The organism is Neorhizobium populisoli (assembly GCF_019430945.1).
GTDB lineage: Bacteria > Pseudomonadota > Alphaproteobacteria > Rhizobiales > Rhizobiaceae > Neorhizobium > Neorhizobium populisoli.
In genome coordinates, this window is sequence record NZ_JAHYCB010000012.1 from 89327 (window position 1) to 106533 (window position 17207).

The 17207-nt window shown below is 60.5% G+C and carries 14 protein-coding genes and 1 riboswitch; of the genes, 12 read left to right on the plus strand and 2 right to left on the minus strand.

Translation table 11 applies throughout. The features are described 5' to 3' along the window. The first annotated feature begins 143 nt into the window (after positions 1–143). From KX729_RS26675 to KX729_RS26700, 6 genes are all read left to right on the plus strand, one after another. A complete protein-coding gene (locus KX729_RS26675) occupies positions 144–1325 on the plus strand; it encodes a C45 family autoproteolytic acyltransferase/hydrolase (protein WP_219745530.1) in 1182 nt (393 codons plus the stop codon). Continuing rightward, on the plus strand, positions 1322–2893 hold the full coding sequence (locus KX729_RS26680) for an ABC transporter substrate-binding protein (RefSeq protein WP_219745531.1): 1572 nt from the start codon (positions 1322–1324) through the stop codon (positions 2891–2893). Before KX729_RS26675 ends, KX729_RS26680 begins: the two co-directional genes overlap by 4 nt. 97 nt (positions 2894–2990) lie before the next feature. Then, positions 2991–3839 (plus strand): aldo/keto reductase, encoded by an 849-nt coding sequence (locus tag KX729_RS26685; protein WP_376776074.1) that lies wholly within the window; start codon positions 2991–2993, stop codon positions 3837–3839. Positions 3840–3977: 138 nt separating this feature from the next. Then, on the plus strand, positions 3978–5033 hold the full coding sequence (locus tag KX729_RS26690; RefSeq protein WP_219745533.1) for a threonine aldolase family protein: 1056 nt from the start codon (positions 3978–3980) through the stop codon (positions 5031–5033). 42 nt (positions 5034–5075) lie between these two features. Beyond that, positions 5076–7691: an aconitate hydratase AcnA gene (gene acnA / locus KX729_RS26695; RefSeq protein ID WP_219745534.1), complete on the plus strand. Its 2616-nt coding sequence runs from the start codon at positions 5076–5078 to the stop codon at positions 7689–7691. A gap of 25 nt (positions 7692–7716) precedes the next feature. Then, a complete protein-coding gene (locus tag KX729_RS26700; RefSeq protein ID WP_219745535.1) occupies positions 7717–8397 on the plus strand; it encodes an SGNH/GDSL hydrolase family protein in 681 nt (226 codons plus the stop codon). Here KX729_RS26700 and KX729_RS26705 read toward each other — a convergent pair. Beyond that, positions 8394–9110: a response regulator transcription factor gene (locus KX729_RS26705; protein WP_219745536.1), complete on the minus strand. Its 717-nt coding sequence runs from the start codon at positions 9108–9110 to the stop codon at positions 8394–8396. The two genes, KX729_RS26700 and KX729_RS26705, sit on opposite strands and share 4 nt — an antisense overlap. After that, positions 9107–10345: a GAF domain-containing sensor histidine kinase gene (locus tag KX729_RS26710; RefSeq protein WP_219745537.1), complete on the minus strand. Its 1239-nt coding sequence runs from the start codon at positions 10343–10345 to the stop codon at positions 9107–9109. The genes KX729_RS26705 and KX729_RS26710 overlap by 4 nt, the downstream gene beginning before the upstream one ends. Positions 10346–10586: 241 nt before the next feature. On the opposite strand from KX729_RS26710, the gene KX729_RS26715 reads away from it, so the two are divergent. The 6 genes from KX729_RS26715 (at position 10587) to ribB (ending at position 17125) form a co-directional block, all read left to right on the plus strand. Continuing rightward, positions 10587–11603: an ABC transporter substrate-binding protein gene (locus KX729_RS26715; protein ID WP_219745538.1), complete on the plus strand. Its 1017-nt coding sequence runs from the start codon at positions 10587–10589 to the stop codon at positions 11601–11603. Between the two features lie 90 nt (positions 11604–11693). Continuing rightward, positions 11694–13157, plus strand: a complete 1464-nt coding sequence (locus KX729_RS26720; protein ID WP_219745539.1) for a sugar ABC transporter ATP-binding protein — start codon at positions 11694–11696, stop codon at positions 13155–13157. After that, positions 13154–14095, plus strand: a complete 942-nt coding sequence (locus KX729_RS26725; RefSeq protein ID WP_219745540.1) for an ABC transporter permease — start codon at positions 13154–13156, stop codon at positions 14093–14095. The genes KX729_RS26720 and KX729_RS26725 overlap by 4 nt, the downstream gene beginning before the upstream one ends. Next, the gene (locus KX729_RS26730) at positions 14092–15039 is read left to right on the plus strand and encodes an ABC transporter permease (RefSeq protein WP_219745541.1); all 948 of its coding nucleotides are present in this window, start codon (positions 14092–14094) and stop codon (positions 15037–15039) included. Before KX729_RS26725 ends, KX729_RS26730 begins: the two co-directional genes overlap by 4 nt. A gap of 23 nt (positions 15040–15062) precedes the next feature. Beyond that, complete coding sequence (locus KX729_RS26735) at positions 15063–15980, plus strand: SMP-30/gluconolactonase/LRE family protein (protein ID WP_219745542.1); 918 nt, start codon at positions 15063–15065, stop codon at positions 15978–15980. Between the two features lie 258 nt (positions 15981–16238). Beyond that, positions 16239–16380, plus strand: a riboswitch (FMN riboswitch). Positions 16381–16498: 118 nt separating this feature from the next. Then, complete coding sequence (gene ribB, locus KX729_RS26740; protein WP_219745543.1) at positions 16499–17125, plus strand: 3,4-dihydroxy-2-butanone-4-phosphate synthase; 627 nt, start codon at positions 16499–16501, stop codon at positions 17123–17125. Positions 17126–17207: the final 82 nt, after the last annotated feature.

Here is a 17207-nt window from a genome sequence, read left to right on the forward strand (position 1 = left end):
TATGCAACAAAATTGGCGCCAATTATGAAAATACCGATCTTAAGGCATTTGAAAGCGCGGATATCTCGGCGATCGGATCGCCCCACGTTTTGATCTGCCGTTGATTTGCCGGTCGGTCGCGCCGGCCTATGAGGGTGATGAGAATGCCGAATACAGTGCCGGGTTCGCCTGCCATTCCACCATGTCCACTGATTGAGATTTCCGGGCCGCCACGCGAGCGTGGCCGGCAATATGGCGAACAGGCGGCCGGTCGCATCCGCCTCGGCGTAGCCCATTATTCCGATCAGCTCGCTCAGCTTAATCTGGCTTCTGAGACTATTGACCAGATTGTCATGCAGTTCGCAGGTACGCTGGAAGTCGGCGCGGGTGACCTGCTTGAGGAAATCCGCGGCATCGCCGAAGGGGCAGGGGTCGGTTTTACCGACGCCATGCTCCTGAACGCGCGCACCGAGATCCTGAAGATCGCGCAGCGCCGAAGCGCCGGCCTGCCGGATTTCATCGAGCCCGATGGCTGCACCGGCGTCATCGTCCAGCCGAAAGCTACTCGCGATGGCCAGCTGATCCATGCCCAGGACTGGGACTGGAAAAAGGAATGTGCCGAAACCGCCGTGGTCCTGCGCGTGCTTCGCCATGACGGTCCCGATATCCTGACGTTCACCGAAGCCGGCGGCCTTGCCCGAGCAGGTTTCAACAGCGCCGGCATCTCGATCACCGGCAACTATCTGGAAAGCGACCGGGACTACCGGCAACTTGGCATGCCGCTCGCCGTCATCCGCCGCCGGGCGCTGGAGCAGCAGCATTACGCGTTGGCGATCCGCGCCGTTCATGCAACGGCGAAGTCCGCATCCAACAACATGATGCTGGCGCAGGCCAAGGGCGTGGCGCTCGATTTCGAATGCGTTCCGGACGAGACCTTCGTGGTTGAACCGGTCAACGGGCTGCTGTGCCATGCCAACCATTTCCGGTCTCCCGTAGCGCAGACGAAGATCATCGATCGCGGGATTGCCGGCACGCCGGACAGCCTGTTCCGTGACGTCCGCGTCCACGATCTGCTGGAACCCAAGATCGGTTCGATCGGAGTGGACGATGTGAAGCACGCGCTGTTCGACGACTTCGACTCGCCATGGTCGGTATGCCGGCCGCCGCGCAAGAACATTCAGGAGAACCTTTCCGCCACCGTCGCCATGATCGTCATGCAGCCGGCGGCTGGGATCATGGAGGTGGCGATCCTCCCGGCCCTGAACCGCAATTTCCAGGAATACCGGCTGAAGCCGGACGAAGACGCAGCACAGACAAAAAAGTATTCAAAAGGAGAGACCGTATGAGACGCATGATATTTGCAACGGCCCTTCGCGGTCTTCTCGTTGGCGTGGCGCTTGCCGCCCCCGCTGCAGCCTATGCGGATACGACACTGCGTATCGCGCTTCCTTCGGATATTCGTTCGACCGACCCTGGTGTGAACCGTGACGGCAACACCGACTGGGTGGTCAGCCATATCGTCGAAGGCCTTGTCGGCCACCGCGACGATGCGTCGGTCGGGCCGATGCTGGCGGAAAGCTATACGATTTCCCCTGACGGCAAGACCTACACTTTCCGCCTGCGCTCAGGCATCACCTTCCAGAACGGCAAGCCGATGACCTCGGCCGACGTTGCCTGGGTCTGGAACCGCTACATGGACGCGAAGACCAGTTGGCGTTGCTTTACCGAGTTTGACGGCTCGAAGGGGCTGAAGGTCGAAAAGGTCGATACGCCGGATGATATGACGGTGGTCTTTCAGCTCAATCAGCCGAATTCGCTGTTCCTCGCCAATATGGCGCGCCCGGATTGCGGCCAGACCGGCATCTATCAAAAGGAATCGGTCGGCGCCGACGGCAAATGGGTAAAGCCGATCGGAACCGGGCCGTTCCAGCTGGCAAAGCGGGAGCCGGGTCGCTATGTCGAGCTCGACAAGTTCGCAGGCTACAAGGCCCGCAGCGAGCCGAAGAGCGGCCTTATCGGCGACAAGACGCCCAAGGTGGATCATGTGCGCTTCCTCGTCGTGCCGGACAGTTCCGCCGCCAAAGCCGGGTTCCTGACCGGTGACATCGACGTGCTGTTCGACGTCGAGAACCAGGACGTCGCAGAGCTGAAGACCAATCCCGAAGTCAAGCTCGACGAAGTGCCAGGCTTCGGCATCGTCGGTTATCTCTTCCAGACCAAGGACCCGGTTCTGGGCGATGTGCGGATGCGCGAAGCCATCAAGCTGTCGCTGGACGCGCCACAGATCGTCGATGCGGTGACGGTCGGGCTTGCAAAGCCGAACCAGTCGGTCATTCCGCCAGGCAGCGCCTTCTACAGCAAGATCATGGCGACGCCGTTCGAGCCCAATATCGAAAAGGCGAAGCAATTGGTGAAACAGGCCGGCTATAACGGCAAACCCGTTATGATCATGGCTTCCAAACAACAGCCGCAGCTCTTCGAAATGGCGGTCATGGCGCAGGCCATGCTGGCGCAGATCGGCGTCAATTCCGATATCGAGGTTCTCGATTGGGCCACCCAGCTGGACCGCTACAATGCCGGCAAGTTCCAGATGATGGCCTTCAGCTATTCGGCCCGCCTCGATCCGGCGTTGAGCTACGACATGATGGCCGGCGACAAGGCCGAGCAGCCCCGCAAGGTGTGGGACAATCCCGAACAACGCAAACTGCTGGCGGAAACCATGGCGACTGCGGACGACAAGAAGCGGCAGGCTCTGTTCGATCAGATCGAGACGATGTTCCAGAAAGACGTGCCGATGATCCCGCTTTATTCGGGAGCCCGGGTGGGTGCTGTCCGCAAGAATATCGACGGCTACGCAAGCTGGTCGGTCGGTTCGCCGCGCGCCTGGGGCGTTTCCGTTACGGCAGCCAAGTAAGACAAGTCGGATAGGGAAAATGCGGTGAAGTCCTCATTGCCGCATTTTCCATTCCTCAGTTAGTGCAGGTGAGAGCGATATGGGAATCGGGCCAAGTTTGACATTCAACAACGGCGTGGAAATGCCGGCCTTCGGGCTCGGCGTTTTCCAATCTTCGAAAGAGGATACAGCGGCTGCGGTCAGGACCGCGCTGGAAGCCGGATATGGCCTGATCGACACGGCAGCCGGCTATCAGAACGAGGCCGAAGTCGGCAAAGGCATTCGCGACAGCAGCGTCGCCCGATCGGAAATTTTCATCACCACCAAGCTGCGGACCCGGGATTTTGGCTATGAAAGCGCCCTGCGCGCCTTCGATGCGTCATTGACCGAGCTTGGTGTCGATGTTGTTGATCTCTATCTGCTGCACTGGCCGGTGCCACGTATATTCGAAAATACGGTCGCCAGCTGGAGGGCCTGTGAGCGCTTTCTTGCCGAGGGCAGGGCGCGTGCGATCGGCGTCTGCAATTTCACGCCGGCCCAGCTCTCAACGCTGATGGAGCAGACCGAAGTGGTGCCGGCACTCAACCAGATCGAGCTGCATCCTTTCTTCGTACAGGCCGACCACTCCGAAACGCACCGCAAATTGGGCATCGTCACCCAGGCGTGGTCGCCGATCGGCGGTATCCAGCGTTATCGTGGTGATGGCTCCGCCGAGCGCGACCCGCTTCGCCATCCGGTCATTGCCGAGCTTGCCAGGAAGTATGGCAAGACGCCGGCGCAGGTCGTGTTGCGCTGGCAGCTCGATCTGGGTCATTCGCCGATCCCGAAGTCCATCAATCCGCAGCGTATCTTGGAGAATGCCGATATTTTCGACTTCGCGCTTTTGCCGGAAGAGGTCGCGGCGGTTTCCGCGCTCGATACGGGCCATCGTGGCGGTCCCGATCCGAACACACATGGTCCGACCTGACGAGATTACCGATCTGTCGGTGCGCCGGCAGTCGGTCGGCGCAACCTTGTATTGCGGTTTCTGGCCATATGGAGAGGAACCGCATATCATCTTGGTTCGCTTTCGTTTCCGCTCCTGTCTATATAGCAAGGCCTCGATATGACCCGGTATGCCTTTCCGTCCGACAACTGGGCGCCCGCCGATCCGGCAGTGCTCGAAGCGATATCGGCTGTAGATGAAGGGTTTGAAAAACCCTATGGCCAGGATGCGCCGTCGGCAAAGCTGCAGGACATGTTCTCGGACCTTTTCGAGAAAAAATCCTTCGTCTTTCCCGTTCCGACCGGAACCGCGGCAAATGCCCTTGCCCTGGCGTCCATCACGCCCGGTTACGGCGAAATTTATTGCCATGCCTACAGCCATATCGTGACCGCCGAGGCCGGTGCGATTGAGTTTTATACCGGCGGCGCGCGCCTGGTACCGCTTGCGGCAGACCGGGGGCGGATCGATGTCGTGGCGTTGCGGGAGATACTTGCGAAAAAGGTGCCACGCGGCATCAATGCAATGCAGCCGGCGACGCTCAGCCTGACGGTGCCGACCGAAAATGGTGCGCTCTATCGTCCTGAGGAAATTGCCGAGCTTGCGTCGATCGCCCACGGTGCGGGCCTCATGGTTCACGCGGATGGGGCGCGGTTTGCAAATGCGGTCGCGGCGCTCGGCTGCTCGCCGGCCGACCTTTCGCATCGGGCAGGAATCGATACACTCGCCTTCGGATGCATGAAGAACGGCGCGATCGGCGCCGAAGCGGTCGTCACGTTCGATCCGGTAATTGCCGGACGAATGGCGGTGCTGCAGAAACGAGCCGGTTTGCTGTCCTCGAAACAGCGATATTTTTCGGCTCAGCTCATGGCGCTCGTACAAGATGGCCGTTGGTTGGAAAATGCCCTTCTTGGAAATGCCAGGGCCGATCGGATCGGAGCGGCGATTGCAGGAAAACCTGATTGCCAGCTGCTCGTACCGGTCGAGACCAATCAGGTGTTCTGCAAGTTCGCGCCCTCCGTTGTTTCCCGATTGAAGGAGGCGGGTTTCGAACCGTCCCGCTGGTCGGCGCTTGGCCCGGATTCCTATCGCCTCGTCCTGTCCTTTGCCGACAGCGATACACGGGTTCAGCAGTTTATCGACCTGCTGAACCCGGCGCCTGCCGGCCGGAATATGTGAGACAGGCATGCTCAGGGCTCCACCCATGGAGGGCGATGCGTCATGACGTTCAAGATCACCAGGATCGCCGGCCAGAAAGTCCGGATTGTCGATTTGCAGGAAGTTTTCGGGCGGGATCTCTATCGGCTGCCTTATCTCATGCGCATCATCCTCGAAAACTGTCTGAGGCATGCGGATGGTAGCGCCGATGCCATCATAGGGTATTTTCGAGACTGGCTGGAACGCGGCACGAGCAGTGTCGAAATTGCGTTTCGTCCGGGGCGGCTGATGATGCACGACACCACCTGCGTGCCGGCGCTGGTGGACATGGCAGCGCTTCGGGCCACCTTGAGTGAGATCGGCGGCGACCCAGGGCTGCTCAATCCGGCGCTGCGGGTAGATGTCTCTGTCGACCATTCCATTGCCGTGGATGCCTACGGATCGCCCGATGCGCTGGCAACCAACATTGCCCGTGAGATCGAACGGAATAGCGAGCGCTACCGGCTGATGAAGTGGGCGATGAATGCCTTCGAGCATATCAAGGTGCATCCGCCCGGAACCGGCATCATGCACACGATGAACCTCGAGCAGTTCGCCAGCGTGATCGCCGAGAGCGTGACAGACGGCGAGACGCACCTCTTTCCCGATACGCTGATCGGTACGGACAGCCATACACCGATGGTGAACGGCATCGGCGTGCTGGCATGGGGTGTCGGTGGGCTGGAAGCGGAATCTGTCATGTTCGGCATGCCGGTCATGTTGCGCATACCGGATGTCATCGGTGTTCGGCTCTCGGGCCGGCTTGCCGAAGGCGTGCTGTCCACGGATCTCGCTCTTGTCGTTACCGAGAGATTGCGGGCCTACGGCCTGTCGGGCGAATTCGTTGAGTTCTTCGGACCCGGTGTCTCGACTCTGTCTGCGGGGGATCGTGCCGTCGTCGCCAATATGACGCCGGAATTCGGTGGCGCTACAGGGTATTTTCCGATCGACGATCGGACGGTCGATTATCTTGCTGCAACCGGCCGATCTCAGCGCAGCCAGGACATCGTGCGGGATGCCTCACGGTTTCAAGGGCTCTGGTTCGATCCGGATACGGCCCCGCGCTATAGCGATGTCATCGAGATCGACCTGTCGGCAATCACCACCAGCCTCGCCGGGCCTCGCCGTCCGCAGGATCGCATGTCGCCGGATAAGGTGCCGGCAGCAGTGGAAGCGCATTATCACCGCCCGCTGAACGAACATTCTGATCCTAACACGCCGCCAGATGGCGCCGTCGCGATCGCTGCCATTACGAGCTGTACGAACACTACCGATCCGCGGCTGTTGATTGCCGCCGGCCTTCTGGCGCGCAATGCCAGGAGGCTCGGCTTGAAGCCCGCATGGTGGGTCAAGACTTCACTGGCGCCGGGTTCGCCCGCTGCAGCAAGCTACCTTCGTCGTAGCGGGCTTATGGAAGACCTGTCGGCCGTCGGCTTCGATATTGTGGGTTTCGGCTGCACGACCTGTATCGGCAACTCCGGCCCGCTCGAACGAAGCATGGAAGCAGCGGTAAAAGGCGGCACCGCGGCCGTCGCCGTCCTTTCCGGCAATCGCAATTTTCCGGGGCGGGTTCATCCGGCGCTCGATGCCGGCTTTCTGGCGTCGCCGCCGCTTGTCATCGCTTACGCTATTGCGGGTGACACCAGAAGAGACATCCTCCGCGACCCACTGGGCTTTACCGCTGAAGGCAAGCCGGTGCTGTTGGCCGATATCTGGCCGGACAGCAAAGAGATCGATGCCGTACAGCAGGCGGCGATTGATCCCGCCGAATTTGGCCCGGCTTTCCAGCAAGCAGAAGAGAATGCGGCGTGGGCGGCGCTCGATGCGCCGTCGTCTATGCTCTTCCCGTGGGATATGTCCTCGACATATGTTCGGCGACCGCCATTCGCGTCCATCGATCAGCCGCCACGTATCGGGTCTTATAAGGCAAGACCGCTTCTGGTCGTCGGCAACGACATCACCACCGACCATATCTCGCCGGCGGGGCAAATTCCGCTGGGTAGCGATACGGCGGGCTATCTCATTGAACGCGGCGATGATCCGGCTGATCTCAACGTGTTTGCGTCCCGGCGCGGAAATTGGGAAGCGATGATACGCGGGTTATTCACCAACCGCTCGGTCGTCAATCTATTAGATCCGGGTTTGAAACCTGGAACGACGATCCACGCGACATCGGGTGAGGTCCTCCCGCTGTGGCGGGCGGCCGAACGGTATGCGGCGGAAGATGTTTCCGTCGTAGTCGTCGCCGGCGAACGGTGTGGTGCCGGTTCCTCACGCGATTGGGCGGCCAAAGGCGTGGCCCTTCTCGGCGCCCGTGCCGTTCTCACCCGCAGCTTCGAGCGCATCCACCGGTCGAACCTTGTCGGAATGGGCATCTTGCCTCTCCTTCTGCCGGAGGGGCAGACACCGGAAACGCTTGGTCTGACGGCTCAGGACTGGATCGAGATAGACGCCGAGGAAGCGAGGATACGGCCAGGCGGTACCGTCAAAGCCTGTGTCATACGGGGCGATCGGCGCTTGTTGGAGATGGAATGCCGGATGGCGATTGAGACGGAGCTGGAAGTCTCGCTTCTGAAGACCGGCGGCATCATGCCGTTCATCTTGAAACGGGCGATGAACCGTAGTTCCATGGCGTCCTAAAAGACTGGCTGGAGATGGCGAACTGATGGAAAGACAATCCGCGGGCAATCTGCCGAAACTGTTCGTTTTGGGCGACAGCATCTCGATGCATTATGGCCCCTTCCTCAAGGCGCAATTGAACGGCTTCTGCGACTACGAGCGCAAGATGGCGCCGGCGGGGGAAACGGCCGATCTCGATAGCGGCAAGGGCGCGAACGGTGGCGACTCTTCGATGGTGCTCGACTATCTCGAAAAGCGGTTCAAGGAGCCGACCTTTCGACCGGATATCCTGCTCATCAATTGCGGCCTGCACGATATCAAGACCGATCCGGCAGTCGGAACCAGACAGATTCATGAAACGGATTATCTCGCGAACCTGACCTGTATTGTGGAGCTTCTGGCCGCGACCGGCACGCAGGCGATCTGGGTCAGGACCACCCATTGCGTCGATGCGATCCACAATTCCATAAGCACGACGTTCAATCGCTATATTGCCGATCTGGATGCCTACAATCGCATCGCCGACGGAGTCATGACCGCGGCCGGAATTCCGATGATCGACCTGCACCGGTTCACGCGCAATCTCGGCGAGGATGCGGATCTTTTCCGCGATCACGTGCATTTTTATCCGGCCGTCTGCGCTCAGCAGGCCGCCTTTATCGCGGGCTGCATTGTGACGATGCTCGGCAGCAGGCAGCTCCGTGGAGCAACCGCTTCCGGCGCCTAATGCCCACCGGAATTGCGCAGCTCGCGTTCGGCTCTTTCCAGCGCGCTGGCATTCAGCACCTTGCGCAGCAGGGCGACCGCGACCGCCCGCATGCGAAGATTGTACCAGCCTTCCGGCCCGTCGCCTGGAATTTCATAGACATCCAGCTTTTCGTAGAGCTGCTGCAGGCGGTTCTGGACGCTGCGCAGGGAAAGCTTCTTGCGCTGGGCGATTGCCTTGTCTGTCAGGCCGAGCGCCACATCGACGAGGATTTCGTATTCCGCATCGCTCAAACCGTGCGCATTGCCGAGGTTCTTCTGCTGGATACCGCGGACTTCCCGGTCGATGACGCATTGCGACTCCATGAAGACGCTGCGCAGGGCGAGCTTCAGCCGTTCGTCGGAAGCCGATTTCAGCACATAGCCGTATGTCGCGCCCTCTGGCACGATGCGCGCCACGCCGCGCACATAGGCCTCGTCGGAATAGTTGGACCAGAAGAGGATTTTTGTATCTGGCCGTTCGCGCCAGATCGTGCGGGCGGCTTCGATGCCGTTACGCTCGCTCATCTGCAGATCCATCACCACATGTTCAGCCCTCAGCTTGCGGGCCTGAAGCTCGCCGCTCAGGCCGTTGTCGGCCTCCAGCACCGTCTCGCATTCGGGCAGAGCAGCGCGCACCGCCTCGTTGAGATAGGAGCGATGCAGCGGATCATCCTCAACGATCAGAACTCTCATGCCAATGTCTCCGCAATACGCTTTCGCTCGACAGGCAGCGTGACCCTTATCGACGTACCGAACCCGCCGACCTTCGCACCAATCTCGAACCGAGCGGAGATCAGCCGCGCCCGCGTCTTCATATTGTCGATCCCATGGCCTGCCTTCTCCCGCGGGCTGCGGATGCCGCCGCCGTCGTCTTCGACCTCGATCGATAATATCCCATCGCAGCTCACAAGGCGAACCAGAATGCTCTTCGGCTGGCCGTGCCGGATGGCGTTGTTGACCGCTTCCTGGACGATCCGGAACAGTGCGGTCGCCACCGTCTGGTCGAGATCGACCAGCGCTTCATGGCTCTCGTCGATCATTCTCCATTCGATCGCGTGGCCGCTTTCACGCACCGAACGCTCAAGATGGTTCTCGATCGCCTCGGCAACGCCAAACAGTTGAAGCACGGTCGGCTTGGCTTCCTCAATGATCTGGCGAAGATCGTGCATGCATTGCTGCAGCGTGCGGCAGAGTGGCTCGACCGCATCCCCATGCAGGTCCGCCAATCCTGACAATCGCTCCATGCGCCGGGAAAGCCGTGTCAGGTCGGCGAGCGTCTGGTCGTGCAGGTCCATGCCGATCCGCTGGCGCTCCGCTTCCAACGCTTCGGTGAGTTTCAGAGCACCGAGCCGCAGACCTTCTTCGCGAGCTCGAGCTTCTGTCTCGACGATTGCAGAGCGTTTGGCCTGTTCGGCTGCCCGCAGGGCGAAGAAATACGGTGCGAGCAGATCGGCGATCGAGCGGGCGCTCTCGACGTCCTCCATCGTGTAGCAGTCGCTTAGATGGCTTGAGCAACTCAAAGCACCGATGATGTCACCCTGCACCTTCAGCGGCACATGCAGGCGGCCTCTGAGTGCAAGCTGGATGATCGGGCTTGAAAACGCGCCTTCGAAGTGAAAGCGTGGATCGGCGCAGGCATCCGCAGAAAGAAGGTAATCCACTTCGCCCGACAGCAGCGTGCGGATCGGGCTGCCGGTCAGCAGCGCCGGGGGATGTTTGCTCCAGGCTGTCTCCAGCCCGCTTTCATAAGCGATATGATATTTGCCATCCACCATCTTGATGCAGACGTCCAGATGGTCGTGCGGAATGATGTGACTGATCTCGGCTGCGACAGCCTGGATGATCGAGTTGAAATCGAGCTGGCCCGCCAGCAACCGGGATATGCCGAGGTAGCGCTCGAACAGCGAATTCTGTGACGGATTGAGCATGGCGGACCTCCTCAAGTCCTCGAACCATTAGACGCTTCGCCGTAGTTCTTGTCCTGCGGGAACCCGCAAATTTTGCGCGAATACCCGCAAAAGGGTTGCTTGTATGCGCCTATACAACATCTGATTTCTCCTCCATTCTGGCTTTACTGAGCAAACGGGGTTCAGTGCAATTGTTATCTTCGGGGCAACCGTTGAGGAGCGGCCTGGAGAAATTCCCGTCGGGAACCTTTGGGAGGAAATCATGATCATCAGAAAGATGCTCGTCGCATCTGTCGCTATCGCATGCGTTGCCGGGCCGGTTTCCGCCCTGGCCGATACATCCGGCAAGAAGATCGCTCTTTCGAACAATTACGCCGGCAATTCCTGGCGGCAGGCCATGCTGACCAGCTGGGACAAGATCACCAAGGACGCCGTTTCCAAGAAGATCGTCGCTGCGGCCGATCCGTTCACCACCGCCGAAAACCAGGCGACCGAACAGGCCGCGCAGATCCAGAACATGATCTTGCAGGGCTATGACGCGATCGTCATCAACGCCGCTTCGCCGACAGCGCTCAACGGCGCGATCAAGGAAGCCTGCAGCGCCGGCATCACCGTCGTCTCTTTCGATGGTATCGTAACGGAACCCTGCGCCTGGCGCATCGCCGTCGATTTCAAGGCGATGGGCGAAAGCCAGGTCGAATATCTCGCCAAGAAGATGCCGAAGGGCGGCAACCTGCTCGAGATCCGCGGTCTTGCCGGCGTTTCGGTCGATGACGAAATCCATGCCGGCATCCAGGCGGGCGTGCAGAAAAACCCGCAGTTCAAGGTGGTTGGCGCCGTCAACGGCGACTGGGCGCAGGATGTCGCGCAGCGCGCCGTCGCCGGCATCCTGCCGAGCCTGCCGGAAATCGCCGCTGTCGTGACCCAGGGTGGCGACGGTTATGGTGCGGCCCAGGCGTTCGCCGCCGCCAAGCGCCCGACCCCGACCATCGTCATGGGCAACCGCGAGGATGAGCTCGTCTGGTGGAAGAGCCAAAAGGACAAGGACGGCTACGAGACCATGTCTGTCTCGATCGCACCGGGTGTCTCGACGCTTGCCTTCTGGGTGGCGCAGCAGATCCTCGACGGCAAGCAGGTGAAGAAGGACCTCGTCGTGCCCTTCCTGCGTATCGACCAGGCCAATCTCGAGACCAATCTTGCCGGCACCCAGAAGGGCGGCGTCGCCAACGTCGAATATTCGCTGGAAGACGCGCAGAAAGTCATCAGCAGCACCAAGTGAGCTGATCCTCCCCAAGGCGGGACACGGCGCCGAGCGCCGTGTCCCGAAAATATGCCCGGCGTCTGCCGAACCACCAATGACGTGTCCCGCATGAATGACGTAACAGCAAGACCAGAGGTGGTCGCCGCCCGCGGCATCAAGGTGACCTTCGGCGCCGTGAAAGCGCTGGATGGCGCCGACCTCGTCATCCATGCCGGCGAATGCGTCGGGCTGGTCGGTCACAACGGCGCCGGCAAATCGACCATCGTCAATGTCATCAACGGCGGCCTGACTCCGCATGCGGGCGACATTTCTTATGGCGGCAATGTCGGCCAGCACGGCATCTCGGCGGCAAGAGCCAATGGCGTTCGCTGTGTCTTTCAGGAACTGTCGCTCTGCCCCAACCTCATCGTCAATGAGAACGCCCGGATCATGCATGCAGAGCTTGCCGGCTGGAACTGGCGGGCCAAGGCTCTCGCGCTCGTCGAGCGGCAGTTACGGGAGATTTTTCCCGGCCACGGTATCGATTGCGACAGCACGGTCGACGATCTCTCCATTGCAGAGCGGCAGATGGTGGAAATCGCCATCAGCTTCGCCGGCCTGCACGATAGACCGAAGCTCGTCATTCTCGATGAGCCGACTTCGTCTCTCGATGCGGGGCTTGCAGCTCAGCTCATGGCCTATATCCGCCGGTTCGTCGGCGAGGGCGGTTCGGTTCTGCTGATCTCCCATATCCTCGGCGAAATTCTCTCTACCTCCGATCGTATCGTGGTGATGAAAGACGGCCGCGTTGTCGCCGATCGGCCTGCATCCGAATTCAGCACCCGCACGCTCGTCGAGGCCATGGGAAACGTGGTGCGCGAAAAGGAATGGCTGCGCTCATCGGACAAGCGTGGCGGTACCGCCGCTCTCTCGATGCCGGCACGTCGCGGCCATGGCCTCCCGTTCGAAGCCCATCGCGGCGAGATGATCGGCCTTGCAGGTCTTGGCGGCCACGGCCAGACCGAAATGCTTCTCGACCTCTATCTTTCGCGCAACGGCAACTGGTGGCCGGCCCGCAAGGGCGAGATCGCTTTCGTTGCCGGCGACCGTAGCCTTAACGGCACATTCCCGCTCTGGAGCATTCTGAATAACCTCAGCATCGCTTCACTCGGCAATCTCTCGTCCCGATCGATCGTCGACCAGGGGCGTGAAACCTCGCTTGGCGATGGCTGGAAAAAGCGTATCGAAATCCGCACCCCGGATATGGAAAACCGCATCCTCTCCCTCTCCGGCGGCAACCAGCAGAAAGTGCTGTTCGCCCGCGCGCTGGCGACGACCGCGGGCATCGTCCTGATGGACGACCCGATGCGCGGCGTCGATGTCGGCACAAAACAGGAGGTCTACGAAATCCTGCGCTCCGAAGCCGCCAATGGCCGCACCTTCATCTGGTATTCGACGGAAATGGATGAAATCCGCCTCTGCGATCGTGTCTATGTTTTCCGCGAAGGCTCTATCGTCGCCGAGCTGGTGGGCAACGAGATCACCGAGCAGAATGTCCTTGCTGCTTCCTTCAGCGGAGGAGAGGCGGCATGAAGATATCGTCCGGCACCATCCGCCTGATCATTCCGGCTGCATCGCTGGCGTTGCTTCTGGCCGCAGTCTTTTATATGCAGCCACGCGCCATGAGCTATACGGGGCTGAACCTGCTGTTCAATCTGGCTGTGCCGATTGCGCTGGCGACGGTGGCGCAGATGCTGATCATGGCGGTCAACGACCTCGATCTGTCGATGGGCACGTTTGTCAGTTTCTGCGCCTGCGTGGCGGCGACCTTCCTGCAGTCCTCGCCAGCGATCGGCGTGCTGATCCTGCTCGGAGCCATTGCCGCTTATGCCGCGATCGGTGTCGTCATCCATATCCGGGAGCTGCCCTCGATCGTCGTGACACTCGGCATGAGTTTCGTCTGGGGTGGGCTGGCTGTGCTGATCCTGCCATCACCCGGCGGTGAGGCACCGGGCTGGACTCGCTGGCTGATGACATCGCGGCCACCCTTCGTGCCGATGGCGATAGTTGCGAGTGTCGTCATCGCCGTCGTGACGCATTTCCTGATCATGCGCTCGTCCGTTGGCGTGTTGATCCGCGGGGTTGGCGGCAATGTCCGTTCCGTCGAGCGCGCCGGCTGGTCGGTCATCCGCATCCGTGCGGGAACCTATGCGCTGGCCGGCTTCTTCGCCGTCTTGTCCGGCATTGCGCTGGTCGGGCTTACCACTTCGGCGGATGCCAATATCGCCCTGCGCTACACACTGCTGTCGATCGCCGGCGTCATCCTCGGCGGTGGTGAATTCGTCGGGGGCAAGGTTTCGCCGATCGGTGCCGTCATCGGAGCCCTGACCCTGACGCTTGCAGGCTCGTTCCTGTCCTTCATGCGCATTTCGCCTGATTGGCAGATCGGCGCACAGGGCGCGATCCTGATCGTCGTGCTGGCGCTGCGGCTCTTCCTCAACCGGCTGGAAAAGCGGGAGAAGAGCCGATGAACTCCGCCCGCATTCTTTTCTCAAAGCCCTGGATCTGGTCCTTTGCAGCGACAGTCATCGTCTGGGTCGTTACCGTGCTGTTTACCGGCGGCGCAAGCTCGCTCGGCCTCTCCCAGGCGGCACTCACCTTTGCGGCCTTCTCCGTCATTGTCGGCATCGGACAGATGTTCGTCATCACGCTCGGCCCTGGGAATATCGACCTTTCCGTGCCCGCCACGATGACGCTTTCCGGCACGCTGGCATTGAAGCTGATGGACGTGCAGGACAGCATGATAGTCGTCGGCCTGCTGGTCTCGATCCTGCTTGGCTTTGCAATCGGCATCGGCAATTACGTGCTGATCAAGCTGTTGCGCATCCCGCCGATTATCGCCACGCTCTCGATGAGCTTCATCATCCAGTCGACGGCGATCTGGACCAATCGCGGCCTGCGCATCAAGCCGCCGGAAGTGCTGGCAAATTTCACGACGTCCAGCCTGTTTGGCATTCCGAATATCGCCATCGTGGCGCTGATCCTATCCGGCATCGCCTGGGTTCTGCTCGAAAAGACGATCTACGGCCGCTGGATTTCGGCGATCGGCCAGAGCACGTTTGCTGCCCGCATGACTGGTATCCCGGTCGATGGCACAAGGCTCGTCACCTATATCCTCTGCGCGATTCTGGCCTCGATCTGCGGTTACCTGCTTGCGAGCTTCTCCGGTGGCGCGGCACTCAACATGGGGTCGGAATATCTCCTCATGTCGATCGCCGTCGTGGTGATCGGCGGCACCGCGGTTGCCGGCGGTAATTCCAACATCCCCGGCATCTGGGGCGCCTCTCTCTTCATGTTCCTTGTCGTGTCGATGCTGAATACCTATGGCTTCGGCGCCGGTTTCCGCCTCATTCTCACTGGCATCATCATCATCGCCGTTATCCTGGTTGCCGGCGGCCGCCGGGCCAATCGATGAACAACACCAATCGGACGCCTCCCATGCCCAAAGCTCCCTCCATCTACGAAATTCACGACGAACGTTTTCGCCAGCTGATCGTCGGCAGCGCGGCCCTGGAAGAGCTCTATTCCGATTGTCGCTGGGCGGAAGGGCCGGTCTGGTTCGCGGATCTGAACTGCCTCATCTGGAGCGACATCCCCAACCAGCGCATGCTGCGCTGGGCGCCGGAAGGCGGTGTATCGGTGTTTCGCTCGCCATCGAATTTCACCAACGGCAACACGCGTGATCGTCAAGGCAGGCTTGTCTCTTGCGAACATGGAGGCCGTCGCGTCACGCGTACGGAAATCGACGGTTCGATCACCGTGCTTGCCGACCGCCATCAGGGCAAGCGGCTGAATTCGCCGAACGACGTCGTGGTCCGCTCCGATGGCAGCGTCTGGTTCTCCGATCCGACCTACGGCATCAAGTCCGATTACGAGGGTTATCGTTCAGAGCCGGAACAGGCAACGCGCAACGTCTATCGTCTGGATCCCGAAACGGGAGCACTCGACGCTGTCGTGACCGATTTCGGCCAGCCGAACGGGCTTGCCTTCTCACCTGACGAGACGAAGCTCTATGTGGCGGACTCCGCTTCCAGCCACGATATCAAGGCGCCGCGGCATATCCGGATTTTCGATGTTGTCGATGGCCGGCAGCTGAGCAACAGTAGGGTCTTCTGCAGCCTGGATAACGGCCTCCCGGATGGCTTCCGGGTGGATGTGCAAGGCAATGTCTGGACCAGCGCGGGAGACGGTGTGCATTGCTTCTCGCCGGATGGCGCACTGCTCGGGAAAATCCTCGTGCCCCAGACCGTCGCTAACGTCACCTTCGGCGGCCCGCGCAAGAACCGGCTGTTCATCACCGCGACCAAGTCGCTTTATTCCGTTTTCCTGGCAACCAATGGCGTGGCTTTGGGATAAATGACGCGACCGGCATTGGTTGCGGTCCTAAGTCGCCCTGTTGGGATGCGGCGGCCGCGAAGATCATCGGCGGGGTTACGGTAGGGACCTCACGGGCGTAGATCGCTCGCGCATCGGCTCTTTCCGCGGGCATGCCATTGTTTGGTCGATGAGTATGGAATTACTCAAATTCGTCATCCGACGACATCGCAATCTCAAGCCGCTGCTTTATTTGACAATCAAACCATTGCAGGAAAAAGCATCTCTGATCTAAGATCGCCGAGTTCTCAGGGCGGGGCGCAATTCCCCACCGGCGGTATCGGGAGAAATTCCGGAGCCCGCGAGCGCCTTCTTCGGAAGGGTCAGCAGATCCGGTGCGATGCCGGAGCCGACGGTATAGTCCGGATGAAAGAGAGCAATGCAGGTGGTCCCCTTCCGGGGCCGCGTAGCCTTGTTCGCCCAAGGGATAATCCGCGCATCCCGTCTATCGGATGCGCAAAAGCCGACCCGTCGGCATTACCCTTGTAAGGCATGAAGACATGACAATATCCAAAATCGAAGATGCCATCGCAGCGATTTCCCGCGGCGAGATGGTCGTGGTCGTTGATGACCAGGACCGCGAGAACGAAGGCGATATCATCGTCGCATCGCAGGACATTACACCGGAAATCATCGCATTCATGATGAACCGCGCCCGCGGCCTCATCTGCGTGGCGATGGAAGGCGAGCGGCTCGACGTGCTCGACATCCCTCTGATGGTTCCGAACAATACCGAAATGCACAAGACCGCCTTCACCGTTTCGGTGGATTACCTGCACGGAACGACGACCGGCATTTCGGCCGCCGATCGCGCCGCAACGGTGCTTGCGCTGGTCGATCCGAGGTCGGTCCCGCTAGATTTCGCGCGTCCCGGTCATATTTTTCCGCTTCGCGCTCACCCGGGCGGTGTCGCGGTTCGTCCCGGACATACGGAAGCAGCTGTTGCCCTGGCGAAGCTCGCAGGCAAGGCGCCTTCCGGTGTCATCTGCGAGGTCGCGAAGGACGACGGAACGATGGCGCGGCTGCCCGATCTTGAACTTTTCGCCGAAGAGCATGGTCTCGTCCTTGTCACCATCGAAGACCTTATCGCCTATGTCGGATCGGAAGCCGAGGCAGAAGCCGCCTGACCGTCCACAAATGTCGCTGGCGCCGTAATCAAACGGCGGCGCCAGCGACCAGGTTCGTGATTTCGGCCCTTGTCGATTGCTC